The following is a 24,344-nucleotide window of genomic DNA, read 5'->3' on the forward strand; positions in this document are numbered from 1 at the left end:
CCAACGGCGAACCGTCCATCGTGCCGTCGCAAGACGTGGTGCTGGGCCTGTACTACACCACCCGCGACCGCATCAACAGCAAGGGCGAAGGCCTGGTGTTTGCCGATACCGGTGAAGTGCAACGCGCCTTTGACGCGGGTGAGGTCGAAATGAGCTCGCGCATCAGCGTGCGCCTGACCGAGTACACCAAGGACAAGGAAACCGGCGAACTCACGCCCAGCACCAGCCTGGTGGAAACTTCAGTGGGTCGCGCCCTGTTGTCGGAAATCCTGCCCAAGGGGCTGCCCTTTGCCTTCATCAACAAAGCCTTGAAGAAAAAGGAAATTTCCCGCCTCATCAATGCCTCGTTCCGCAAGTGCGGCCTGAAGGAAACCGTGGTGTTTGCCGACAAGCTGTTGCAATACGGCTTCCGTCTGGCCACCCGCGCCGGTATTTCGATCTCGATCGAAGACATGCTGGTGCCCACCGAAAAGCCGGGCATCATTGAGCGTGCCGAGGCCGAGGTGAAGGAAATCGCCAATCAGTACACCTCGGGTCTGGTGACCGCCGGTGAGCGCTACAACAAGGTGGTCGATATCTGGGGCAAAGCCGGTGACGAAGTGTCCAAGGTGATGATGGCCCAGCTCTCCAAAGAGACGGTGACCGATCGCCACGGCAACCAGGTGCCGCAAGAGTCGTTCAACTCCATCTACATGATGGCTGACTCCGGTGCGCGCGGTTCTGCCGCCCAGATTCGTCAGGTGGCCGGTATGCGGGGTCTGATGGCCAAGCCTGACGGCTCGATCATCGAGACACCCATTACCGCCAACTTCCGCGAAGGCCTGAACGTGCTGGAGTACTTCATCTCCACCCACGGTGCGCGTAAGGGTCTGGCCGACACGGCTTTGAAAACCGCCAACTCGGGTTACCTGACGCGTCGTCTGGTTGACGTGACGCAAGACCTGGTGGTGACCGAGCAGGATTGCGGCACCCACGCCGGCTACCTGATGCGCGCCATTGTCGAAGGCGGCGAAACCATTGAATCGCTGCGTGACCGCATTCTGGGTCGCACCGCAGCCGAAGACATCCTGCACCCCGAGAACCAGTCGGTGCTGGCCCCGGCCGGTACCATGCTCGACGAAGACATGATCGACGAGCTGGAACTGGCGGGTGTGGACGAAGTCAAGGTGCGCACCGCGCTCACCTGCGAAACCCGTTTTGGCATTTGCGCCCGTTGCTACGGTCGCGACCTCGGTCGCGGTGGCCTGGTCAACGGCGGCGAGGCGGTGGGCGTGATTGCCGCCCAGTCGATCGGCGAGCCCGGTACCCAGCTGACCATGCGGACCTTCCACATCGGTGGCGCCGCATCGCGTGCGGCGATTGCCTCCAGCGTTGAAGCCAAGTCCAATGGCAACATCGGTTTCAACACGACCATGCGTTATGTCACCAACGGCAAGGGTGAACTGGTGGTCATTTCGCGCTCGGGCGAGATCGTCATTCACGACGAGCACGGCCGTGAACGCGAGCGTCATAAAGTGCCGTACGGCGCCATCCTGACCATCAAGCCGGACCAGACCATCAAGGCCGGCACCATTCTGGCCAACTGGGATCCGCTGACGCGCCCCATCATCACCGAATACGCCGGCCGGGCCCGCTTCGAAAACGTCGAGGAAGGTCTGACCGTGGCCAAGCAGGTGGACGAAGTCACCGGCTTGTCGACGCTGGTGGTGATCGACCCGAAACGCCGTGGCTCGGCCAAGGTGGTTCGCCCGCAGGTCAAGCTGATCGATGCCACCGGCAACGAGGTCAAGATCCCTGGCACCGACCATGCCGTGACGATCGGTTTCCCGATTGGCGCGCTGGTGCAGGTGCGTGACGGCCAGGACGTGGGCCCCGGCGAAGTGCTGGCCCGTATCCCGGTCGAAGGTCAGAAAACCCGTGACATCACCGGCGGTTTGCCGCGTGTGGCCGAGCTGTTCGAAGCCCGCTCACCCAAGGACAAAGGTGTGCTGGCCGAGATGACCGGTACCATTTCTTTCGGCAAGGAAACCAAAGGCAAGATCCGCCTGCAGATCACCGACCCGGAAGGCAAGGTCTGGGAAGAACTCGTGCCCAAGGAAAAGAACATGCTGGTGCACGAAGGCCAGATCGTCAACAAGGGCGAAGTGGTGGTCGACGGCCCGGCCGACCCGCAAGATATTTTGCGCCTACTGGGTGCCGAAGAGTTGGCGCGTTACATCGTCGACGAAGTGCAGGACGTCTACCGCCTGCAGGGCGTGAAGATCAACGACAAACACATCGAAGTGATTGTTCGCCAGATGCTGCGCCGTGTGGTGGTCGAGGCTGCGGGGGACTCCAACTACATCAATGGTGAGCAGGTGGAGCGCTCGGAAATGCTCAACACCAACGACGCCTTGCGCGCCGATGGCAAGATTCCGGCCACCTTCACCAACCTGCTGCTGGGTATCACCAAGGCGTCGTTGTCCACCGACAGCTTCATCAGCGCGGCTTCCTTCCAGGAAACCACCCGCGTGCTGACCGAAGCCGCCATCATGGGCAAACGCGATGGCCTGCGTGGCCTGAAAGAAAACGTCATTGTGGGTCGCCTGATTCCAGCCGGTACCGGCATGGCGTACCACGAAGCCCGCAAGGTGCGCGAAAACATGGACGAGTCCGAGCGTCGCGCCATTGCCGAAACCGAAGCGGCTGAACTGGCACTGGCCAGTGAGCAGGACCAGGATCAGGACGAAGGTATTGACGTCAAGTAATTGACCGACTGTTAAAAAGCGTCTCAGGCCCTTGTTCGCATGGGCTTGAGGCGCTTTTTTTATATTCAATCATGACCACCTCTACCCAGATCCCCCTGTGGCGGCAACTGCAGGCCGTCGCCAATGTGTTGCAGGCCATTCAGGCCGGCGCCTCCGGCACGGCAGCCATCGGTGCGGTCGATGCGGCGCTGCGCCCCGGGGTGCAGGCGCTGAGCTTTGCGGTGCTGCGCACGCTGGGGCAGGCGCAGGCCTTGCGCCGTCTGCTGGCACCCCGTCAACCCGCCCCGCCGCTGGATGCCTTGCTGTGCAGTGCGCTGGCGCTGCTATCGCAGGTAGACGATGCACCTTACGACGCTTTCACCCTGGTCAATCAAACGGTGGAAGCGGCCAAGAAAAACCCCAAACTGAAGGCCCAGGCGGCCTTTGTCAACGCCTGTTTGCGCCGTTTCTTGCGCGAACAGCCCGCCTTGCTGGCGCAGGTGGCACAGGACCCGGTGGCGCACTGGAACCACCCGGCCTGGTGGCTGGCCCAAATGCAGGCCGAGTGGCCGACCCAATGGCAGGGTATTTTGACGGCCAATAACGCGCAGGCCCCGATGGTGTTGCGCGTCAATACCCGGCGCATCAGCGTCGCTGATTACCTGCAAAAGCTGGAAGCCGTCGGTCTGCAGGCAGCGCCGCTGGGTCCGGTGGGCGTGGTGCTGCGGGCGGCCACGGCGGTCCAGAAGATCCCGGGTTTTGTCGACGGGCTGGTGTCGGTGCAGGACAGTGCGGCGCAATGGGCGGCACCGCTGCTTTTGACCGGCTTGCATGGCTCGGCACCGTTGCAGGTACTCGATGCCTGCGCCGCCCCCGGCGGCAAAACAGCGCACTTGCTGGAGTTTGCCAATGTCGCGGTCACCGCGCTCGACATTGACGCCCAGCGCTGCCAGCGCATTCACGACAACCTGCAGCGTCTTGGTCTCAGCGCCCAGGTGCAGGTTGCCGATGCTGCCGACCTGCCAGGCTGGTGGCAGGGGCAAAGTTATGACGCCATCTTGCTTGACGCCCCCTGCTCCGGTTCAGGCGTGGTGCGCCGTCACCCCGACATCCGCTGGCTGCGCCGCCCCACGGACGCGGCACAACTGGCGCGACAGCAGGCCAGGCTGCTCGCCGTACTCTGGCCTTTGGTCAAACCCGGCGGCCGTTTGCTGTATTGCACCTGTTCCGTCTTTCAGGCCGAAGGCCAGGGCCAGATCAAGGCGTTTCTTGACAACAACAGCAACGCCACCTTATTGCCGTCGCCCGGACATTTGTTGCCAGGCCATGCTGTGCAATGGGCGGGTCTGGTTGACAATCCGACACGTGAGCATGATGGTTTTTATTACGCATTGCTGGAAAAGTCTGCTGCCTAGACTGTTGCTGGGCTGGCTGGCCGCGGCTGTGCTGGGGCTGGGCGCAGCGCTGGCGCAAGCACCCGAAGACACAGAGCGACCGATGCTGCGCCTGGAGCGTATCGATGATGCCATCTGGCTCTCAACCCAGCTCCAGTTTGACTTGTCACCGGCTGTGGTGGATGCCTTGCACAAAGGCATTCCGGTCTTTTTTGTGGCGCAAGCCGATGTGCTGCGCGAACGCTGGTACTGGACCAACAAAAGAATAGTCACCGCCAAGCGTCAGTTTCGCCTGGCTTACCAACCCCTGACCAATCGCTGGCGGCTCAACATTACTTCCGGTGAGGTCGTGGAGCCTGCACTGGGTCTGGCCCTGAACCAGAGCTTTGAATCCTGGAAAGACGCACTGGCCACCGTGCGCCGCATCACGCGCTGGAAAATTGCCGATACACCGGAGCTGAAGGCCAATGCCGCCTACCTGGTCGCGTTTCGCTTTCGGCTCGACCTGACGCAACTGCCCCGGCCTTTGCAAATTGGCACGCTAGGGCAATCAGACTGGTCGGTTGAGCTGGCTGGCGAACAGTTGCTTGACGCCGGGTCGGACCAATGAAATCAGCCTCGGCCAGCGCGTCGGCACGCCATTCCCGATCGGTCCGCTGGTTGCTGGGTCTGGGCCTGATCGCCATGGTGGCGATTGGCCTGGTGCTGCTTTTTTTATTGACCCAGGCCACCACCAACCGCGAGCTCTACGAGAAAAATTACGCCCGCCTGTTTGCCGTCAATGTGGTGGTGGCGGTGCTGTTGCTGGGGGTTATTGGCTGGATTGCCGTGCGCCTGCTCCGGCGCCTGGTACAGAAAAAATTTGGCAGCCGTTTGCTGGTCAAGCTGGCGGCCATTTTTGCGCTGGCGGGTTTTGCCCCGGGTGTGCTGATTTACGTGGTGTCGTACCAGTTTGTCACGCGCTCCATCGAGAGCTGGTTTGACGTCAAGGTCGAGGGTGCCCTGAATGCCGGACTTAATTTGGGTCGTACCACGCTGGAAGCCTTGTCGGCCGATCTGGCAGGCAAAGCACGCACGGGTGCGGCGCAGCTGTCATCGACGCCCGATGTCAGTGCGGCCTTGCCGCTGGAGCGTACGCGCGTCGCGGTGGGGGCCGACGACATGATGCTGTGGGGGGGCTCGGGCCGGCTCATTGCGGCGGCCGGCCAGTCGCGCTACCAGCTTAATCCCGAACGACCCAGTGCGCAGCAATTCAGGGCGGCGCGGGACCAGGGCGTCATTACCTGGATTGAAGGCCTGGACGATGTTGATCCGAGTGCCGCGTCCCAGGCCCGGGTCAAGGCGCTGGCGCGCATCACCAGCGATCAATTGGGGGCCTTCAATGAGTCGCGCTATCTGCTGGTGGTGAAAGCGCTGCCCGACACGCTGGTGGCCAATGCACTGGCCGTGACACAGGCCAATCGCGAATACCAGGAGCGGGCGCTGGCCCGCGATGGCCTGCGCCGGATGTACATCGGCACGCTCACCCTGAGCCTGTTCATGGCGGTTTTTGGCGCGGTCCTGCTGGCCGTGGTACTGGGTAACCAGTTGGCCCGGCCGCTGCTGCTGCTGGCCGATGGCGTGCGCGAAGTGGCTGCCGGTGACCTAACCCCAAAAACCTATTTGCGCGGTAATGATGAACTGGATGGCTTGACCCGCTCATTTGCCCAGATGACCCAGCAGCTTGCCGATGCGCGCCAGGCGGTGCAGACCAGCATGGCACAGGTGAGCGCGGCGCACGCCAACCTGCAAACCATTCTGGACAACCTCACGGCCGGCGTCATGGTGCTCGATGCCAACGGGCACATCTTTGCGTCCAATCCCGGTGCCACTCGTATTTTGCGGGTGCCACTGGCCGCGCACCAGGGGCAGGCATTGGCCCAGGTTGACGGGCTGCAGTCCTTTGGACAACAGGTGCAGGCGCAATTCGACAACTTTTTCAGCGCCCACGGTGAACGCACGCTGGACCATTGGCAACAGTCTTTTGAGCTCGGTGGTATCGGTCGGGCGCAAAGCGGGCGTCCGGCCCAGGACGTGATTACCCTGGTGACGCGGGGTGCCGAATTGCCCGGTGAGCAGCGCCTGCTGGTGTTTGACGATATTTCTGAAATCGTGTCGGCGCAACGGGCGCAGGCCTGGGGTGAAGTGGCGCGGCGCCTGGCGCACGAGATCAAAAACCCGCTGACACCGATCCAATTGTCAGCCGAGCGCCTGGAGATGAAGCTCGCTGGCAAGCTGGCTGCCACTGAGCAGGCCATGCTGACCAAATCGGTGAAAACCATCGTCGACCAGGTTGATGCCATGAAACGTCTGGTCAATGAATTCCGGGACTACGCGCGCCTGCCGGCGGCGGAACTCCAGCCGCTCAACCTCAACGAGCTGGTCAATGATGTGCTGAATTTGTATGCCGACAACCTGGGCCCGGTGCCAGTCAAGACCGAGCTTGATCCCGAGTGCCCCAATATCCTGGGCGACACCCAGCAGTTGCGCCAGGTGTTGCACAACCTGTTGCAAAACGCGCAGGATGCCACCCAGAGCGCGGGACATGCCGATGCCGAGCATGCCGTGCTGGTCAAAACCCAGTGGCAAGCCAGCGCGCGCCGGGTACGCCTGGTGGTGGTGGACTGCGGAACCGGGTTTCCTGACCACATTCACAAACGGGCGTTCGAGCCCTATGTGACCACCAAGGACAAAGGCACCGGCCTGGGCCTGGCGGTGGTCAAGAAAATTGCCGACGAGCATGCCAGTCGGGTGACCATTTCAAACCGCTTGCACAACGGTGAAATTCTCGGTGCGCAAGTATCGTTATCATTCGTGGTTGAGCCTGCGCCAGGCCCTCAGGCAATTTGATGTGATATTGCTGATACCACTTTCAGGGGAATGACAAGTACATGGCTAACATTTTGGTAGTGGACGACGAACTGGGTATTCGTGATCTGTTGTGCGAGATTCTCAATGACGAAGGTCATACCGTGGAGTTGGCGGAAAATGCCGCCCAGGCGCGCGCCGCCCGTCTGCGCGAGGCCCCCGATCTGGTTTTGCTCGACATCTGGATGCCCGACACCGACGGAGTCACCTTGCTCAAGGAATGGTCCACTTCCGGGGCCTTGACCATGCCCGTGATCATGATGAGCGGCCATGCCACCATTGACACGGCCGTCGAGGCCACGCGCATTGGCGCTCTGGCTTTTCTGGAAAAACCGATCACCCTGCAAAAACTGCTCAAGGCGGTGGAACAGGGTCTGACCCGTGGCGCTTTGCGCAAACTGACCCAGTCCATGCCGTCCATGGGCATGAAAGCAGACACCGTGGCGCTGGCTGACATGCCGGTCAGTATGGTTGAGCTGGCGCCAGAACCTGGCCCGCAGGCCACGCAGAACTTCATGCTTGACAAGCCGCTGCGCGATGGCCGTGACGAATACGAAAAAGCCTACTTCGAGTTCCATCTGGCCAAAGAAAATGGCTCGATGACCCGTGTCGCTGAAAAGACCGGCCTGGAGCGCACCCACCTGTACCGCAAGCTCAAGCAACTGGGTGTCGATTTGACGCGCAAACGCGGGTGAAAAATCAAGCCGGCGCTTAAAAAACGGCCCATTGCGCTGCTAGAATACGCGGCTTAGGCCTGGTAGCTCAGTCGGTAGAGCAGAGGATTGAAAATCCTTGTGTCGGTGGTTCGATTCCGCCCCGGGCCACCAAACAGACACCGTAGTTGCAATGTGACTACGGTGTTTTCATTTGTGCAGTACGCTAAGTTGCACTGTGATTACGATCAGTACACACTGGCAACTGTGAAGTTTCATGATCAGTCATGGATAGGCTGAAACAAACTCAAGTTTGCTATCCAAGTCCCGCGCACTTCCGCAGCGCATCTCCGAAACACCACATCACGCCCACGAGTGCAATTGCTCAGTTGAATGCAGCGCAACCGATGCTGTTGCACATGCGTGATGGTGAAGTCGTCTTGTACCGTCGCGCAAATAGCCCTGTCTGGCAAAGCAGATACAAGTTGCAAGACGGCAGTTGGCACCGTGCAAGCACACGCAAGATGTCAGTTGAACATGCCGTCAAAGCAGCCTGCACAATGTACGATGAAGCACGGTTCAGGCAGTCACTCGGCTTAGCACAAACAGCACAGAATTTCACGGGTTTAGCACAGGCAACGCTTCAGGAATTGCGCTCCGAAATGGATGCAGGTCGCGGTAAGAGCGTTTATGCGTCGTACATCACATGCATTGAAAAATACTTCATTCCGTACTTCGGTGACAAGCGACTTGAGCAATTGCAACATGAAGACATTGTGGCGTTTGAAATCTGGCGCAATCGGCAAATGACAAAACAACCGAAAGCATCAACACTGATGAACTTCGCAAGTGCGTGGAACAGATTGCAGCAAACAGCAATTGCAAAAGGCTGGCTCAGTGAACACGCTGCAATACCGAAACTGACAACACGCGGAATGAAAAGCACATCACGACCAGCATTCGGAAAAGATGAAGTGGCGAAGTTGTTGCAGTTCATGCAGACATGGGCAGAGCAGGGCAGACTGTCAGTTGAACGCGAGATGCGACCACTGTTGCGTGATTATGTGGAAATGTTGTTGCTGACAGGAATGCGGCATGGAACGGAAGCAATGGGTATTTGTTGGAAGCACATTGAATGGCACACGGACAAAGGTGTTCGTTACTTACGAATATGGGTTGACGGTAAGACAGGCGGTCGCTGGTTGATTGCGAAGCATCGTGCGGTTGATGTCTTGAACAGATTGCGTGACCGACAAAAGGATGTGAAACATCTTTCGCTGGACGAATTGCTTGCATCACCAGTGCAAAGCAAGTTGTTCGCGTTCAGCAACGGGCATCAACCACCAAGTTTGAACGGAACATTCAGGCGGTTGATGCGTGACAGCGAATTGTTGAAGGATGCGAAAGCGCAGAACAGAACGCTGTATTCAATGCGTCACACATACGCAACGCAAGAACTGTTCGCGGGAACTGACATTCACACGCTTGCAAAGCAGATGGGAACGAGCGTCTTGATGCTTGAAAAGCACTACAGCAAGTTGACGGCGACGATGGCTGCAAACAAGTTGGCTTAAATTTGAACGACTATTGAGCGAACCGACTTGTAAAAAGTTGTAAATGACTGTAGAGTTTGTAGCTGCTGACTGGGAGAGACACACTACATGCAGGCAAGTTGATTAAAGGTGTGCGAATGTTGGAGCAGATACGGCGAAAATAGTACAACTACAACGGCTAAATGGCTGGCGTATTTGTCTCATACACACCTTTATAGGATCAAAAATGTTCTTAAAAAAATCGATCATGATTTTCGTGACCTTCATTGTCACCGCGTGTGCTCAGCAACAAATACTTTTGAAGCAAACTTCCTCAGGTTATCCAGAAGGCGTTTTCAAAAATACAAATGTTGAAAGTATCCGTTCAAAATTATTGGATGCTTGTTCAATACGTGGTTATCTCGTTCACGAAGCAACTGGTAACCAAGTTGTGTGCGGAAAGACAATGTCTGGAACTGAGGCTGTATTCGCTCAAATGCTGGTTGGCAACTCCTATTCAACTACACCAGAACAACGAATTAAATTTATTGTCTATCAATCCGGAAGTAATGTGAAAGTTACAGCCAATCAATGGATTGAATCGCAGATGGCAATGGGTCAAGTTCGCAGACAAGAACTTAATTCAAATAATCAAAATAATAGCATTCAACAATTGCTATTTTCTATGGGCGCAGAGTAAAAATTGTATTTAAGTCAGCATTGTGAAATACAGACTGACAACTTACAGGCATTCAAAGCAACGCAGAGTTAGTGGGCCTAAATTTAATTGCAAGCTCAGTCATTTACGAAATAGGGCGAAAAATTAAATTTAAATTAATGATTGAAATGTCAACGGTTGCCCTGTTGACTGCATGTGGTGATTAACGCCTAGTTTCAAGCATATACGCGAGGCCAAGATTATTGTAAGTGACAGTGACAGTGACAGTAGCAGTAGGATGTAAATTGTGCAAATGTATCTGATAAAGGATGAAAATGAAATATCAATATTTAACTATAAAAATGTTGTTAACAATATCAATGACTACAGCAATTACGGCTATTGCTGGACCTTTTGGTATGGAAAAAGGCATGTCGCTTGACGCACTTCAATCCCTAGGAAAATTTTCTCCAGTGGAATCAAAAAAATTTGTCTATCGTGCAAAGACTTTGAAACAAGGACATCCAGATTTTGAGGTGTATAGTGTGATCATTACGCCAAGTCAAGGACTCTGTAAGATTACCGCATTCGGTAAGGACTTTGATACAAGCAGTTATGGTTTAGAGCTTACGAGTAAATATAAGGATATAAAAAATAGTCTAAAACAAAAATATGGTAACACGAGCCAAGATCTCGATTTTCTTATGGCAGGATCAATTTGGAAAAATTCGAATGAATGGATGATGTCGTTACGACAAAAGGAGAGGAAGCTCATGGCGATGTGGGATAAGGAAAAATCGACTCTTAATGACTCGTTGAGTGCCATCTTGTTACAGGCACATGCCGTAAGTCAAACGAAGGGATATTTGACTTTATCTTATGAATTCGATAATTCTGATGCATGCTTAACCGAATTGGAAGCTTCAATTAATTCAAATTTGTGAATGAGATAATATAATTCATGGTTTATTTATAATAAATACTGCACTATTCACTTCCCAAAATGTTTCAACAAGGAGCTACTGAAATGGCAACATCAAACGAACAACTCGCACAAGCAATCAAAGCAGCGGAAGATGCAGCAGCATTAGTCGCACAACTCAAAGAGCAATCACGCGCTGAAGACTTGAAGACAGTCAAAGAACTGATTGAGCGTCACGGCTTCCTGCAGAAAGATTTGACACCTGAGTTGAAGACACGAGTTGCCGCAAAGAAAGCGACGGCACCTCGTAAAACTGTCGGTCGTCGCAAAGCAAAATGATTCGTTGACTCGCAATGCGCTGAAGTGTCAACGCTTCACGCGCAACATGAATCTAAAAGCTGTCAGATCCAACGCTGACAGCTTTTTTTACGTCCAGCGAGTCAGTGCAGCAGTTCAACAGCGGAGCGCAGCATCGCTGGATTTACATCGATGTATTTCTGGGTGACTGAAAGCGACTTGTGACCAGCGAGTTCCATCAACACGCGCACTGAAACACCTTTCTGTGCAAGATTCGTGATGAACCCGCGTCTTCCGCTGTGACTTGAGCCTTCAACATTCGCGCCCTTGTACCAGTAGTGAAACATTTGACATGCAGTTGATGCACTGAAACCGCGACGCGGGTTCTTTTGATTGCTAAACAATGCGCGTGTCGTGTCAGTCAGTGTGACAGCAAGCAAGTCGGACAACTTGAAGCGGTCGCACAGATAGTTGAAGATTTCTTTTTGCATTCTGTCTGACAAAATCACCGTGCGACCTCTATCGCCTTTCGTTTGTTCTGCACTCAAACGAATTTCATCTTTAATCTGACCGTCTTTCGTCAGAACATCACAGATGCGAACTGCCGACACTTCGCCGACGCGCATACCGCTTTCGTGTGTCAGCAAGAACATGCAACGGTTTCGTGTTGCGTGACTACGCGCTGCAATGTACAGCAGCACTTTTTTGATTTCGCGATCTGTCAAAACTTTTGCTTTCGCCATGATGTAAATTTCCTTCAAAATAAATACTTGATGTGTATTTATTCTGAACCCGTTGGTAAAAAAGGAAAAGCCTTATGGCGAAATAATGGCAGGTCTTGGAAATCAACAACTTACAGCAGGACCAAATGAAAACATGATTTCCTTTAGTTCACATGCAGCAACGAAGCAGCGCGAATTTCATTGCGAATGCCTTGGCCGCAATTATAAATTCCGATGCACTACGCTGGATTTGATGCGTACACGATGCAATGTGATGTCACATGCTCAAAAGTTCTGCGGTTGGTAACTCGCTGCCAGCTTTTCAAGTTCTTCCATTCGCAATTTGTGTGCTTGTTCTTCCTTGAACACTTCAGCAGAAATTCCACTGTACGCTTTCAGTTCGTCAACATCGAGGTTCCATGTTGAAATGCCAGTCTTGCTCCGCATCATCACTTCAATTTTCTCTTTGTCATACTCGGTCAACTTGTGTCGGACAAAAATTGCATCATGCACACTTGCAAGAACTTCGCGACCGAGCCGTTTCAATTCCGCACGAACAACATCCATTGCGTCAGTCTCAAAGTGCTGATACAGATATGACATGACCTTGCTTTTGCTGACGCGACCAGATGCCGTTTGCAATTCGGAGTGCGTCAACAATGTAGGATCGGCTTTTGTGTGATAGCTGTAAATGAACTTGTCTAGCTTATCCTGTTCAGCAATGAATTTCTTCATCACATCACAGTCGATGAATCGGCTACGGGCAACGGGATTCTTGATGATGTTGACAAGTGCAGGATTGAATGCGTTTCCGCTTTGATCAATCCAACCATGTCTGTATGTTCGTGCACCGAAACTGAGCGCTGTTAGTGCTTGCTTCACGATGTCAAGTTGTACTTCCTCGGCAATATGACTGTCATCGCCAAATGTATCAAGCATTACACATTTGCGAAATGCCTTCTTGCCCGCAAGATAGGCAAGTGAAGTTACGAATTCTTCATCAAATGAAATCGGCGATTTCATTTGCGCGTAACACAGCCGTGCGTATCCCATCTTCCATGACACGACACTGGTTCTGATGTCGTATTCATAGCAATCACCGAGCATCGCTTCGCGCAATGTCTTGTGAACTGACTGCACATTGATGCCGCGATAGTAAACGCGCCCGAATTGACTTTGATTGATCAACATCGGCAAGTCGCCAGTGCCTGTCTGTGCGATACGCATGATCACTCGCGCTTGTCGCACCAGAACCTGTCGTTCAACATCATTGATCTTGTTTGCTTTGTGCGTCAACCACACAATGAACTGATGCAGTGACTTAATGTCAATCGGACATATATGATACCGTTCCTTCAATTCTTTCTGTGTCATTGTTCCAAAGTCAGGAAACAAGCGATAGAAGAAATCAACATCGGATAGTGAAGTGTCGTTCAGCAATGCATCAAGTTCATTGATCTTCTTATGCCGAAGCATCTTGATGTCCATTGCATCCGTCATCGTGACTAACTTTGTCAGTGCGATAGTTGACGGATCGGAACCTATCAAACCTGGCGTTACGACACGAACAAGTTCAAGTCCGTTTTCTTGCAACCATTTGTGCAAGTACTGTTTCTTTCCATCAATCGTAAATTGTCCGACTTCTAACGACAATGCATGTGTGCTGACATAAAAATGCCTGAAGAACTTGAACATATTCGTGGCCATGTTCAACAGCGATGCATCTAATTTGCGTTCCAGTACATCTTTGTACTTTGCAATTGCAAGTTCGGCTTTGTTTGTCTTCGGCATCACGGCCTTCAACTTGCTGACAACAATCGGATCAATGGTGAGTGTGATCATGGTAATTGCAGTGAAATTGCATTCAACGGAACGGAATGGGCAAGACTGAAAAAAGTCTTACACATATAGTAACTTATAAACAGATAAGACAAAACATGACTGATCCACTTCATGTCATTGAATTGAAGAAATCGGTGGACGAATGAAGCGAAGAGTAATGAGTTCACAGATGTGTTGGAAGCACATCTACAGATAAGACATTGAACATCCAGCAGTACTATGACTTGATGCATCTTCTTTGCTTCGATTGAATTCATTTTTTTGCAATTTGTTTTTTTCACAGGTATTTATGCAGAACTAAATACTTGAAGCAAGAAACCAAATATATCGGACTAGGAATGAAATGGAAATGGGAACAAAATTGCAGCACTTAAACAGAAATCGCGGAGAAATCATGAGTGTGATCGGTACATTGAAACTTGTTGCAACGAAACGACCAAATCAAATTACAGCGGTGCAACTTCGGCGTAACAAAATTTGTCGGCGGTTGCATGAACAGATCATGCTTGCGAAAGCGCGACAAGACGGCAAGCAATTCGCCGCGACAAAATTTCGCACAGTGACAGATTCTGAAACAGGCGAACGCAAAAGTGTTGAAGTTGCGAAGATCATCAAGCCGTGGTGGTTCACAACTGACAACGGAAAAACAGCAATTGCAGTTCGCTACGGTGCGCGAGTGCTTGAACTTGCAAAAGGAAAGTTCGCTGTTGAAGTTGCATCACCGACTGACATCGTTGCAACACTTGAAATCATCAAGTCGGCAGTTGAAACAGGTGAACTTGACGCGCAACTAGAAGCAACAGCGGGAAATTTGCGTAGCGGGTTTAAGAAGTGATGTTGCGTTGCTGCATTTGTCACGGAGACTAAATACAAGATGCGACTTCACGAATTTCAATCAAGCACTTCACCGACGCCTGAACAGATGCGGATTAAGAGTTTGCAATTGAGTGCTCAGAAGGCGCAAGAAAATGTGCAGACGGAGCGTGACAGGCAGCGTAAGCAGCGTGAAGACGAACGCAAACGCAAGATGTTGTCAGCAGCAAACGGGCAAAGCTCGCCTGCAACTTGAACAGCGACATGTGCAACGCTCACACACGCATCAATTCACGCTTGCACTGATGTTTGCAAGTGCACGGTTGAGAATTTTTTGAACACGCTGCAACGAACTGTGACATGACGATGTTTGCTACACACAAGACACTGTGGATGACGATGCAATGTAATTTCAAACAGGTTTTGCACGGTTTGGCAGAGTTGAAAATCCTTGTGTCGGTGGTTCGATTCCGCCCCGGGCCACCAAATCAAAAAGCCAATCCTCTGCGATTGGCTTTTTTGTTTGCGCAAATCTTTCCGGGTGCGTCATGAAACGACCAGCGCGACCTCCACCAGGCAGTCGTAAAACGTGGGCCCACGGCCCAGATCCGTCAGTCTTTGGCTGGTGAGCTGGTTCACGTTGGTGCCGTTGAGCCCCAGTTTGCGCCACCAGACGCCCAGCCCGTTGACCACGCCCGCCCGGGCCCGCACACTGATGCGGGCACGGCATTGGTAGCTGCCCCGGTCGTTGAACACACGCACCGTGTCGCCGTCGGCAATGCCGCGCGCAGCCGCATCGACCGGGTGCATTTCGAGCAGCGGCTCGCCTTCGCTGTGCTGCAGGCTTTTGACGTTGACAAAGCTCGAATTCAAAAAATTGCGCGCCGGTGGCGAGATCATGGCCAGCGGGTAGGCGCTGGAACTGTGCGCCGCCTCATGGTTGGGCACATGGTCGGGCAGGCCGTCCAGCCCACGCGCTGCCAGTCGTTCACTGAAAAATTCGCACTTGCCGGACGGCGTCGGGAATTTGCCCTGGGAAAACGGCGCTTCGGGTGTGTCCAGGGTGACAAAGCCGTTGGCCAGCAGGGCATCAAAGTTGACCGCATCGCCATAGGCCTGGCGGCACAGGGCTGCATCGTTGTCCTGCAAGCAGGGGTCGGTCAAGCCCATGTGCCGGGCCAGTTCCCGGAAAATCTGCGTGTTGGGTTTGGCCTCACCCAAGGGGGCAATCGCGGGCCGGTTGAGCAGCGCGTCGGTGTGGCCATAAGCGCTGTGCACATCCCAATGCTCCAGTTGCGTGGTGGCGGGCAGGATGTAGTCGGCATAGTCGGCGGTGTCGGTCTGGAAATGCTCCAGCACCACGGTGAACAAATCCTCGCGCGCAAAGCCCTGCACCACTTTGGCGGATTCGGGCGCGATCGCCACCGGATTGCTGTTGTAGACCATCAGCGCCTCAATGGCCGGGCCGAATTCGGGGCTTGCCTCGCGCAGCAGGTCGTCTCCAATGGTGGCCATGTTGACGCTGCGCGGCGTGCGCCCGGCCAGCAGGTCGGGCCGCTGCAGCGCTGCCTTTTGCACCGGAAAAGCCCCCGAGCTGGAGAGCAGCACGCCACCGGCGCGCGTGCGCCAGGCGCCGATGAGGGCGGGCAGGCAGGCGATCAGGCGCACCGCGTTGCCGCCGCCGTGCACGCGTTGCAGGCCGTAGTTCATGCGAATGGCGGCTTTTTGACCGTTGTGGACGCAAGCGCCGTAGATGCGTGCCAGTCCTTGCACTTGTTCGGCCGTGATGCCGCACACAGCGGCTGCGCGCTCGGGCGGCCACTGCAGGGCGCGCTCGCGCAAAGCCTCCCAGCCCAGCGTGTAGCGTTCCAGGTAATCATGGTCGAGCCAGTCGTTTTGGATCAGCTCGTGCATCAAGCCCAGCGCCAGTGCGCCGTCGGTGCCGGGCAACAGTGCGATGTGCTGATGGCACTTGTCGGCGGTTTCACTCTTGCGCGGGTCGATGCAGATGAGTTTGGCACCGCGCCGCTTGGCATCGTTGGCATAACGCCAGAAGTGCAGGTTGCTGCTGATCGAGTTGCTGCCCCAGATCAAAATGACATCGGATTCTGCAAAAAACTCGACCCGCATGCCGACCTTGCCACCCAGCGTGTGCACCAGGCCTTCGCCGCCGGCGGCGGCACAGATGGTGCGCTCCAGGTGGGAAGCACCCAGCGTGTTGAAAAAACGTGCCGCAATGCTTTCGCCCTGCACCAGTCCCATGGTGCCGGCGTAGCTGTAGGGCAGGATGGCCTGCGGGTCGCGCGTGGCAATCTCCTGCAGGCGCGCGGCAATGTCGCTCAGGGCAGCGTCCCAGCTGACGCGTTCAAACTGCCCGCTGCCCTTGGGGCCAATGCGTTTCAGGGGATGCAGGATGCGCTCGGGGTGGTAAGTGCGCTCGGGGTAGCGCGACACCTTGGTGCACAGGCTGCCGGCGGTATGCGGGTGCGCCGGGTTGCCCTGCACCTTGATGGCGACGCCGTTTTGCACGGTGGTCAGCAGCGAGCAGGTGTCGGGGCAGTCGTGCGGGCAGGCACCCAGAATCTGGCTGCTGGGGGCCGAGGCAGAAAATGTCGTAGCGGTCATGGTGGCATTGCGAGTTGAGGCATGATTGTGACCCAGTCAGTCCCACAGGAACAGCCATGCATTTGATCCCTGAACTTGTCCAGCAGCGCCCTGGTCTTGAAGCCTTGCGCCGCGATTTGCACGCCCACCCCGAGCTCTGCTTCAACGAGTTCCGCACCGCCGACGTGGTGGCCGCCAAACTCACCGAGTGGGGGATTCCGATCCACCGCGGCCTGGGCACCACTGGCGTGGTCGGCATCGTCACGAGCGGCACCTCCACGCGGGCCATTGGTTTGCGCGCCGACATGGACGCGCTGCCCATGCAGGAGGCCAACACCTTTGCCCATGCCAGCACCCAGCCCGGAAAAATGCACGGCTGTGGCCACGACGGCCATACCGCCATGTTGCTGGCCGCCGCCCAGTACCTGGCCACGCACCGCCATTTTGACGGCACCGTGTACCTGATTTTTCAGCCCGCCGAAGAAGGCGGCGGCGGCGCCCGCGAGATGATCAGGGACGGCCTGTTCGAGAAATTTCCGATGGACGCGGTGTTTGGCATGCACAACTGGCCCGGCCTGCAAATGGGCCGGTTTGCCGCCAGCGACGGCCCGGTGATGGCCAGCAGCAACGAGTTCAAAATCACGATTCACGGCAAGGGCGGCCATGCCGCCATGCCGCACAACACGCTCGACCCGGTGCCGGTGGCCTGCCAGCTGGTACAGACGTTGCAGACCATCATCAGCCGCAACCTGAAGCCCATCGAGGCGGGCGTGATTTCGGTCACCATGATCCACGCTGGCGAGGCCACCAACGTCATTCCGAATTTCTGCGAGCTGCAGGGTACAGTGCGCACCTTTTCAATTGAGGTGCTGGACCAGATCGAGCAGCGCATGCGCGTGACGACCGAGCACCTTTGTGCGGCGTCGGGTTTGCGCGCTGACTTTGAGTTCAAGCGCAACTACCCGCCCACCATCAACAGCGCCGCCGAGGCCGAGTTTGCGCGCCGGGTGATGGCGGATGTTGTGGGTGCTGAGAATGTGCAGACTCAGGAACCCACCATGGGCGCCGAAGATTTTTCCTTCATGCTGCAAGCCAAGCCCGGCTGTTATGCCTTTATTGCCAATGGCGACGGCGACCACCGCGCCCTGGGCCACGGCGGCGGTCCGTGCACACTGCATAACCCGAGCTACGACTTCAACGACGAACTGCTGCCGCTGGGGGCGACTTACTGGGTGCGGCTGGCTGAGGCGTGGTTGAAGATGTGACGTCGCGGTCAGCCAAACCGATGCGCCGCCATCTCCAGCAGCCCGTCAAACAAAAGGTTGTCCACCAGTTCGAACGGCACCGACATGCTCGGCGCCATTTTCCAGCCGGCGCCACCGGTCATGATGCAGCGCGGCTCCATGCCGCAGTGCGCGCGCAGGTGCTGCACCATGCGCTCGACCGCACCGGCAATGGCGTAGGTGCCGCCGCTGGTGAGGGCGTCGCTGGTGTTGGTCGGGAATTCGCAGACATTGCCGGTGGGAACATGGAGGCCGGCGGTGCCGGACTCCAGGGCGCGCAGCATGATGCCGTGGCCAGGCAGGATCAGTCCGCCCAAAAATTTGCCATGCGTGTCGATGGCATCCACGGTCACGGCGGTGCCCACCATCACCACCACCAGCGGGCGCGCCGTGCCCTGCGCCAGGCTGCGGTGCCAGGCGCCGATCATGGCCACCCAGCGGTCAGCCCCCAGGCGTGCGGGGTAGTCGTAGCCGTTGCTCACGCCGGCCTCGAAGCTGCTGGCCACCACCCAGTTGGCGGACACGTCCCACAATTCCATTTGTTCTTCGACCCGCCGCTTGACGGCGTCGCCCGCCACGGTGCAGCCCAGCATGCGCGTCGGGTGGGGCAGCCCGCCCCAGTCGCCATTGGCCAGACGGTCGATGTTTTCCAGAAACTCGACACCTTGCGCCAACAGGGGCGCGTTGCGCTGCGGTGCGGTGTGCAGCGCCCACTTCAAACGGGTGTTGCCGACATCAATGGCCAAAAAAGTCATGGCTGCATTATCAACTCTGTCGCCATGGCAGGCCGCTCTGGCGCCAGCCGCCCAGGTGCCCGCGCTGGGCATGGCTGTCGGGATCGCCTTCAAAACCTTCCAGAATGTTGTAAGCCTCCAAGCCCAGTTCGGTGGCGCGTCTGGCGGCGGCGATGGAGCGCACGCCGCTGCGGCACAGCAACACCACCTTTTTGCCGGCAGGCACGGCGGCGCGCAGTTCGGCGTCGAAGTTGGGGTTGCTCACCATGCCGGGCCATTGTTTCCAGGCCACGGCCGGGGCCTCGGGCACAAAGCCAACCCAGGTGCGTTCGGCATCCGAGCGCACATCCACCAGCACGGCCTCGCCACTTTGCACCCAGCGCCAGGCCAGTGCGCCGCTGATGTCGCCCGCGTAGCCGCTGGCGGGCTGCACCTGCAGGCTGTTGGCGGCGTGCGCGTCGTGGCGCAGGCCGCCATGCAGGTTGGCAGGCACGGCCTCGGCGATGCGTTTGGGCGGCGGCAAATGCAGCGCGTCCATGATGGTGACAAATTCTTCCAGCGTTTTGCCGGCCACCCGGGCATTGCCGGTTTTCTCGATGCCGATGGTGGAGCTGGTTTTGCCCTGGTAGTCATGGCCCGGCCACACCGTGGTGTCATCGGGCAGCTTGAACAGTACCTCGGTCAAACTGCGGAACATGGCTGCGGAACTGCCACTTTGAAAGTCGGTGCGACCGCAGCCGTTGATCAGCAGTGTGTCGCCGGTGAAGACATGGTCGCGCCAGACAAAACACATGCTGCCGGCGGTGTGGCCGGGGGTGTGCAGGGCGCGAATCTGCTCGCTGCCAAAGGTCAACGTGTCGCCGTCCTTGAGTTGCACTGCTGCGGTGCTGATGCCGCAACCGGCGGGCGCCGTGGTTTTGGCGCCGGCCAGCTCGGCCAGTTGCCCGGCGCTGGTGATGTGGTCGGCGTGGGCATGGGTTTCCAGCGCCCACACCAGCTTCAGGCCGTAGTCGCGCAGCACCTGCAGGTCGCGTTCAAGTTGCGTGTCCACCGGGTCGATGATGATGGCTTCCCGTGTGGTAGTGTCAAACAACACATAGGTGTAACTGTTGGAGGCAGTGTCGAAAAGTTGAATCGGCTTCATGGCGTATGGCAATCCGGGTAAGTGTGACGCCTTGGCAGGCATGTGGATGTTGAACTGTAACTGCCTGGATCAATGCAGTCGTAATGAAAAGAATCTCCTCACTGGTGATGCGCGAAACTGTTAATGTGCGCATTTTGCCTCGCATAACAGCGAGAAAAGTAAAAAGTCTTTTGTGATGGTGACGCCATCAGACGGGTGAAAACCCTAACCTTTTGGCAGAACATCCATGCTCAAAATAAGGGGCCCATTATTTATAACAGGAGACTCCCTTGACCGATAGCAAAACCCCCCGTCGTCGCAGCTTGCTCAAAGGCGCTGCCATTGCTGCAGGTGCCATGTCTGCACCCATGATTGCCAAGGCGCAAACCGGCCCCATTTCCATGCGTTGGCAGAGTACCTGGCCCGCCAAGGACATTTTTCACGAATACGCGCTGGACTATGCCAAGAAGGTCAACGACATGACCGGTGGCGACCTCAAGATTGAGGTGTTGCCCGCCGGTTCGGTGGTGCCCGCATTCGGTTTGCTCGAAGCGGTGTCGAAAGGCACGCTGGACGGCGGCCATGGCGTGCTGGGTTATCACTATGGCAAACAAAACGCATTGGCCCTGTGGAACTCTGGCCCGGCCTTCGGCATGGATGCCAACATGATCCTGGCCTGGCACAAGTACGGCGGTGGCGCTGAGCTGCTGGCCAAACTCTATGCCTCCATTGGCGGCAACGTTCAGTCTTTCCTGTACGGCCCCATGGCCACGCAGCCGCTGGGCTGGTTCAAAAAGCCCATCACCAAGTCGGCTGATTTCAAGGGGCTGAAGTTCCGCACCAATGGCCTGGCGATCGACTTGTTCACCGCCATGGGTGCTGCCGTGAACGCGCTGCCCGGTGGCGAGATCGTGCCGGCCATGGACCGCGGTCTGCTCGACGGTGCCGAGTTCAACAACGCATCTTCCGACCGCCTGCTGGGCTTCCCGGATGTCTCCAAAGTCTGCATGCTGCAAAGCTACCACCAGAGCGCCGAGACCTTTGAGATCATGTTCAACAAGACCAAGTACGACGCCCTGCCCACCAAGATGAAAGCCATCATTGCCGGTGCGACCGAGGCCGCATCGGCTGACATGTCCTGGAAGGCGATTGACCGCTATTCCAAGGACTATGTCGAGCTGCAGACCAAAGACAAGGTCAAGTTCTACAAGACGCCTGATTCCGTGCTGCAGGACCAGCTCAAGCTGTGGTCGGAGATCGTCGCGAAGAAGTCCGCCGAAAACCCCTTGTTCAAGGAAATTGTCGAATCCCAAAAGGCCTTTGCTGCCCGTGCCGTGAAGTGGGATCAGGACACCTATGTGAACCGTCGCATGGCGGTGAATCACTTCTTTGGAGCCAAGAAGGCATAAGCTTTTTTGTGCCACCTTTCAGCCATTCAGACCCGTTCTGGATGGCTGATTTACTTTGACGGTATAAAAATGCAAAAACTATTGCTGGCAGTTGACAAGCTCAGCACCCTGGTCGGGAAGGCATTTTCCTGGCTCATTGTGCTGCTCACGCTGTTGATCACCTGGGAGGTGTTTTCGCGATACGCGCTGGACAACCCGCACCCCTGGGCTTTTGATGTGATGAGCATGATGTACGGCACGCTGTTCATGACGGCGGGTGCCTATACGCTGTCGCAAAACGGCCATGTGCGGGGAGACGTGCTTTACGGATTCTTCCCGCCACGCCTGCAAGCCGGGCTTGATCTGGCCCTGTACATCCTGTTCTTTATTCCGGGTGTGGTGGCCCTGGCCTGGGCTGGCTATAACTTTGCCGCCGAATCCTGGGCCATCAATGAGCACTCCAACATTACCGCCAACGGCCCACCGGTGTACCCATTCAAAACCGTCATACCCATTGCTGGTGCCATTTTGCTGGCACAGGGGCTGGTTGAAATCGTGCGCTGCATCGTCTGTCTGAAGCAGGGCGAATGGCCCCCACGCGGCGACGACGTGGCAGAAGTGGACATCGAAAAATTGAAAGAACTCGTGAACGTCAAGGACGAAGACATCGCCAAGCTGGACGCGTTTGTGACCAAGCCAAAATGGAGTGAGAAGTGAGAAAAGAAGTCTGGTTTGGGCTGACCATCATGGCCATGGTCGTGTTGGCCGCGTTTATCTTGCTACCGTCACCTTCTGAGATGAGCAATGGTCATCTGGGGCTGCTGATGCTGGCGCTGGTGGTGGTGGCCATCATGCTGGGGTTTCCCACGGCCTTCACCCTGATGGGCATGGGAATGGTGTTTGCCTGGATTGCCTACCGCAGTCAAAATCCGGGCCTGGCAGTGCAGCAGACGCTCGACCTGATGGTGCAGCGCACTTATTCGGTGATGTCCAACGACGTGTTGATTTCCATCCCGTTGTTTGTGTTCATGGGTTACCTGATTGAGCGCGCCAACCTGATCGAGAAGCTGTTCAAGAGCATGCACCTGGCCACCTCGCGCATCCCGGGGTCGCTGGCGGTTGCCACCATCATCACCTGCGCCATTTTTGCCACGGCCACCGGCATTGTGGGTGCCGTGGTCACCCTGATGGGTTTGCTGGCCCTGCCCGCCATGTTGCGCGCCGGTTACAGCGTGCAACTCTCGGCCGGTGCCATCACGGCGGGCGGCTGTCTGGGTATTCTGATCCCGCCTTCAGTCATGTTGATTGTGTACGGCGCAACGGCGGGTGTCTCCGTGGTCAAGCTCTACGCGGGTGCATTTTTTCCAGGCTTGATGCTGGCTGGTTTGTACATTCTGTATGTCATCATTCTGGCCAAGCTCAAGCCCCACATGGCGCCACCGATGTCGGAAGAAGACCGGCGTGTGCCCCTGCCCGAGTTCGCCGAAATTGTCTCCACCAGCGTCAGCAACAAGGTCTTGCCGGGTCTGATTGGTGCCATCAAGGGCAAGCGTAATGCAGCGGTGCCGATGAAGGAGCTTGTCAGCCATCTGTTCATCGCGCTGCTGCCAGCCATCACCGTGATGGCGATCATGGGCGGAATTTACCTCAAGGTAACGGCGCCGATCCAGCAGGAGGTGGCCGGGGAAGTGGTTGCCATGGGCGGCTCATCGTTTGACTCCCCTGCCGAAGAAAGTGACGGGGGTCTGGCTGAACCCGAGTCGGAAGACGGTTTGCAGCCGCCCCCGACCGAGGGCGAGGCACCCGCCGCACTGGGTGGCGTAGCCGAGGCGCCAGCTGCACCCAGTGCGCCGGTGGCGGCTGAGCCAGTCGTGGAGCAGGAACGCCTGCCTGCGCCAATGACGTTCTGGATTGGTCTGGCAAGTTGCGCTGTGGCGCTGGCCATTTTTTATGCCATCTTCAGTTTCGCCCGGCTGGAAATCTTCAAGATGCTGCTGGGCTCCTTTTTCCCGCTGGCCATCATGATCCTGGCGGTGCTGGGCACCATTGTGTTTGGGCTGGCAACACCGACCGAAGCTGCGGCCATGGGCTCCATGGGCGGACTGCTGCTGGCAGGGGCCTACCGGCGACTCAACATGACGGTGATGCGGGAGTCGGTTTACCTGACGGCCAAGACCAGCGCCATGGTGTGTTGGCTTTTTGTCGGCTCCAGTATTTTCTCGGCGGCGTTCGCGTTGCTGGGCGGTCAGGAACTGATCAACACCTGGGTTCTGGGGATGGAATTGACGCCGGTGCAGTTCATGATCCTGGCGCAGGTCGTCATCTTTTTGCTGGGCTGGCCGCTGGAGTGGACCGAGATCATCGTCATTTTCATGCCGATCTTCATCCCACTATTGCCGCACTTCAACATCGATCCCTTGTTCTTTGGCCTGCTGGTGGCGCTCAATCTGCAAACGGCTTTCCTGAGTCCACCCGTGGCGATGGCGGCGTTTTACCTGAAAGGGGTGAGCCCGCCGCATGTGACGCTGAACCAGATCTTTGCCGGCATGTTGCCATTCATGGGCATCCAGGTTTTTGCCATCTTCCTGCTGTACCAGTTTCCGGCCATTGGCATGTGGCTGCCGCAGGTACTGTACAAATAAGCGGGTGGCCAGGCGCGTGAGTGTTGAAAGGGGCGCACAGGCGCCCTTTTTAATTGGAAACCCGCTAAGATTGATACCGACTTGACGTTTACGTTAACGTCAAC

General features: G+C 56.4%; 18 protein-coding genes, 1 tRNA gene and 2 pseudogenes. 15 read left to right on the plus strand and 6 right to left on the minus strand.

Annotated elements, in window-relative coordinates:
• The 10 genes and pseudogenes from NDI87_RS02980 to NDI87_RS03025 all read left to right on the plus strand — a co-directional run.
• Positions 1 to 2,747 (plus strand): annotated as a pseudogene (locus NDI87_RS02980) (DNA-directed RNA polymerase subunit beta'); the annotation flags it as partial.
• A 71-nt stretch (positions 2,748 to 2,818) separates the two neighbouring features.
• Positions 2,819 to 4,141, plus strand: coding sequence for a 16S rRNA (cytosine(967)-C(5))-methyltransferase RsmB (rsmB, locus tag NDI87_RS02985; RefSeq protein WP_296273320.1), 1,323 nt, complete (start codon positions 2,819 to 2,821; stop codon positions 4,139 to 4,141).
• Positions 4,098 to 4,730 (plus strand): DUF4390 domain-containing protein, encoded by a 633-nt coding sequence (locus NDI87_RS02990; protein ID WP_296273321.1) that lies wholly within the window; start codon positions 4,098 to 4,100, stop codon positions 4,728 to 4,730. The genes rsmB and NDI87_RS02990 overlap by 44 nt, the downstream gene beginning before the upstream one ends.
• The gene (locus tag NDI87_RS02995) at positions 4,727 to 7,009 is read left to right on the plus strand and encodes an ATP-binding protein (protein WP_296273322.1); all 2,283 of its coding nucleotides are present in this window, start codon (positions 4,727 to 4,729) and stop codon (positions 7,007 to 7,009) included. Before NDI87_RS02990 ends, NDI87_RS02995 begins: the two co-directional genes overlap by 4 nt.
• Positions 7,010 to 7,050: 41 nt before the next feature.
• Positions 7,051 to 7,722: a response regulator gene (locus tag NDI87_RS03000; protein ID WP_296273323.1), complete on the plus strand. Its 672-nt coding sequence runs from the start codon at positions 7,051 to 7,053 to the stop codon at positions 7,720 to 7,722.
• A gap of 56 nt (positions 7,723 to 7,778) precedes the next feature.
• A tRNA-Phe gene (locus NDI87_RS03005) sits at positions 7,779 to 7,854 on the plus strand.
• Positions 7,855 to 7,967: 113 nt separating this feature from the next.
• Positions 7,968 to 9,254 carry a tyrosine-type recombinase/integrase gene (locus tag NDI87_RS03010; protein WP_296273324.1) on the plus strand — a complete coding sequence of 429 codons (1,287 nt, stop codon included), beginning with the start codon at positions 7,968 to 7,970 and terminating at the stop codon, positions 9,252 to 9,254.
• Positions 9,255 to 9,459: 205 nt separating this feature from the next.
• Positions 9,460 to 9,912: a hypothetical protein gene (locus tag NDI87_RS03015; protein WP_296273325.1), complete on the plus strand. Its 453-nt coding sequence runs from the start codon at positions 9,460 to 9,462 to the stop codon at positions 9,910 to 9,912.
• Between the two features lie 293 nt (positions 9,913 to 10,205).
• Complete coding sequence (locus tag NDI87_RS03020) at positions 10,206 to 10,814, plus strand: hypothetical protein (protein ID WP_296273326.1); 609 nt, start codon at positions 10,206 to 10,208, stop codon at positions 10,812 to 10,814.
• Between the two features lie 83 nt (positions 10,815 to 10,897).
• Positions 10,898 to 11,131, plus strand: coding sequence for a hypothetical protein (locus NDI87_RS03025; RefSeq protein ID WP_296273327.1), 234 nt, complete (start codon positions 10,898 to 10,900; stop codon positions 11,129 to 11,131).
• Positions 11,132 to 11,232: 101 nt separating this feature from the next.
• On the opposite strand, the gene NDI87_RS03030 is transcribed toward NDI87_RS03025, so the two are convergent.
• Together NDI87_RS03030 and NDI87_RS03035 are read right to left on the minus strand one after the other, a co-directional pair.
• Positions 11,233 to 11,832, minus strand: a complete 600-nt coding sequence (locus tag NDI87_RS03030; protein ID WP_296273328.1) for a site-specific integrase — start codon at positions 11,830 to 11,832, stop codon at positions 11,233 to 11,235.
• A 264-nt stretch (positions 11,833 to 12,096) separates the two neighbouring features.
• A complete protein-coding gene (locus tag NDI87_RS03035; protein ID WP_296273329.1) occupies positions 12,097 to 13,653 on the minus strand; it encodes a hypothetical protein in 1,557 nt (518 codons plus the stop codon).
• Between the two features lie 343 nt (positions 13,654 to 13,996).
• On the opposite strand from NDI87_RS03035, the gene NDI87_RS03040 reads away from it, so the two are divergent.
• Complete coding sequence (locus tag NDI87_RS03040; protein ID WP_366028231.1) at positions 13,997 to 14,488, plus strand: DUF6641 family protein; 492 nt, start codon at positions 13,997 to 13,999, stop codon at positions 14,486 to 14,488.
• 524 nt (positions 14,489 to 15,012) lie between these two features.
• Here the strand turns inward: NDI87_RS03040 and NDI87_RS03045 are convergent.
• Positions 15,013 to 17,091, minus strand: coding sequence for a molybdopterin oxidoreductase family protein (locus NDI87_RS03045; RefSeq protein ID WP_296273330.1), 2,079 nt, complete (start codon positions 17,089 to 17,091; stop codon positions 15,013 to 15,015).
• Between the two features lie 56 nt (positions 17,092 to 17,147).
• Here NDI87_RS03045 and NDI87_RS03050 point away from each other — a divergent pair, with 56 nt between their 5' ends.
• The gene (locus NDI87_RS03050) at positions 17,148 to 18,335 is read left to right on the plus strand and encodes a M20 aminoacylase family protein (protein ID WP_296273331.1); all 1,188 of its coding nucleotides are present in this window, start codon (positions 17,148 to 17,150) and stop codon (positions 18,333 to 18,335) included.
• Between the two features lie 8 nt (positions 18,336 to 18,343).
• On the opposite strand, the gene NDI87_RS03055 is transcribed toward NDI87_RS03050, so the two are convergent.
• The 3 genes and pseudogenes from NDI87_RS03055 to NDI87_RS03065 form a co-directional block, all read right to left on the minus strand.
• Positions 18,344 to 19,108: a type III pantothenate kinase gene (locus tag NDI87_RS03055; protein WP_296273332.1), complete on the minus strand. Its 765-nt coding sequence runs from the start codon at positions 19,106 to 19,108 to the stop codon at positions 18,344 to 18,346.
• Between the two features lie 10 nt (positions 19,109 to 19,118).
• Positions 19,119 to 19,556, minus strand: coding sequence for a rhodanese-like domain-containing protein (locus NDI87_RS03060; RefSeq protein ID WP_296273350.1), 438 nt, complete (start codon positions 19,554 to 19,556; stop codon positions 19,119 to 19,121).
• Positions 19,557 to 19,730: 174 nt separating this feature from the next.
• Positions 19,731 to 20,273 (minus strand): annotated as a pseudogene (locus NDI87_RS03065) (MBL fold metallo-hydrolase); the annotation flags it as partial.
• Between the two features lie 227 nt (positions 20,274 to 20,500).
• On the opposite strand from NDI87_RS03065, the gene NDI87_RS03070 reads away from it, so the two are divergent.
• The 3 genes from NDI87_RS03070 (at position 20,501) to NDI87_RS03080 (ending at position 24,240) form a co-directional block, all read left to right on the plus strand.
• The gene (locus NDI87_RS03070; protein ID WP_296273333.1) at positions 20,501 to 21,619 is read left to right on the plus strand and encodes a C4-dicarboxylate ABC transporter; all 1,119 of its coding nucleotides are present in this window, start codon (positions 20,501 to 20,503) and stop codon (positions 21,617 to 21,619) included.
• A gap of 69 nt (positions 21,620 to 21,688) precedes the next feature.
• Positions 21,689 to 22,315 (plus strand): TRAP transporter small permease subunit, encoded by a 627-nt coding sequence (locus tag NDI87_RS03075; protein ID WP_296273334.1) that lies wholly within the window; start codon positions 21,689 to 21,691, stop codon positions 22,313 to 22,315.
• Complete coding sequence (locus NDI87_RS03080) at positions 22,312 to 24,240, plus strand: TRAP transporter large permease subunit (RefSeq protein ID WP_296273335.1); 1,929 nt, start codon at positions 22,312 to 22,314, stop codon at positions 24,238 to 24,240. The genes NDI87_RS03075 and NDI87_RS03080 overlap by 4 nt, the downstream gene beginning before the upstream one ends.
• Positions 24,241 to 24,344 lie beyond the last annotated feature (104 nt).

Source organism: Rhodoferax sp. (genome assembly GCF_023701345.1).
Lineage (GTDB): Bacteria > Pseudomonadota > Gammaproteobacteria > Burkholderiales > Burkholderiaceae_C > Rhodoferax.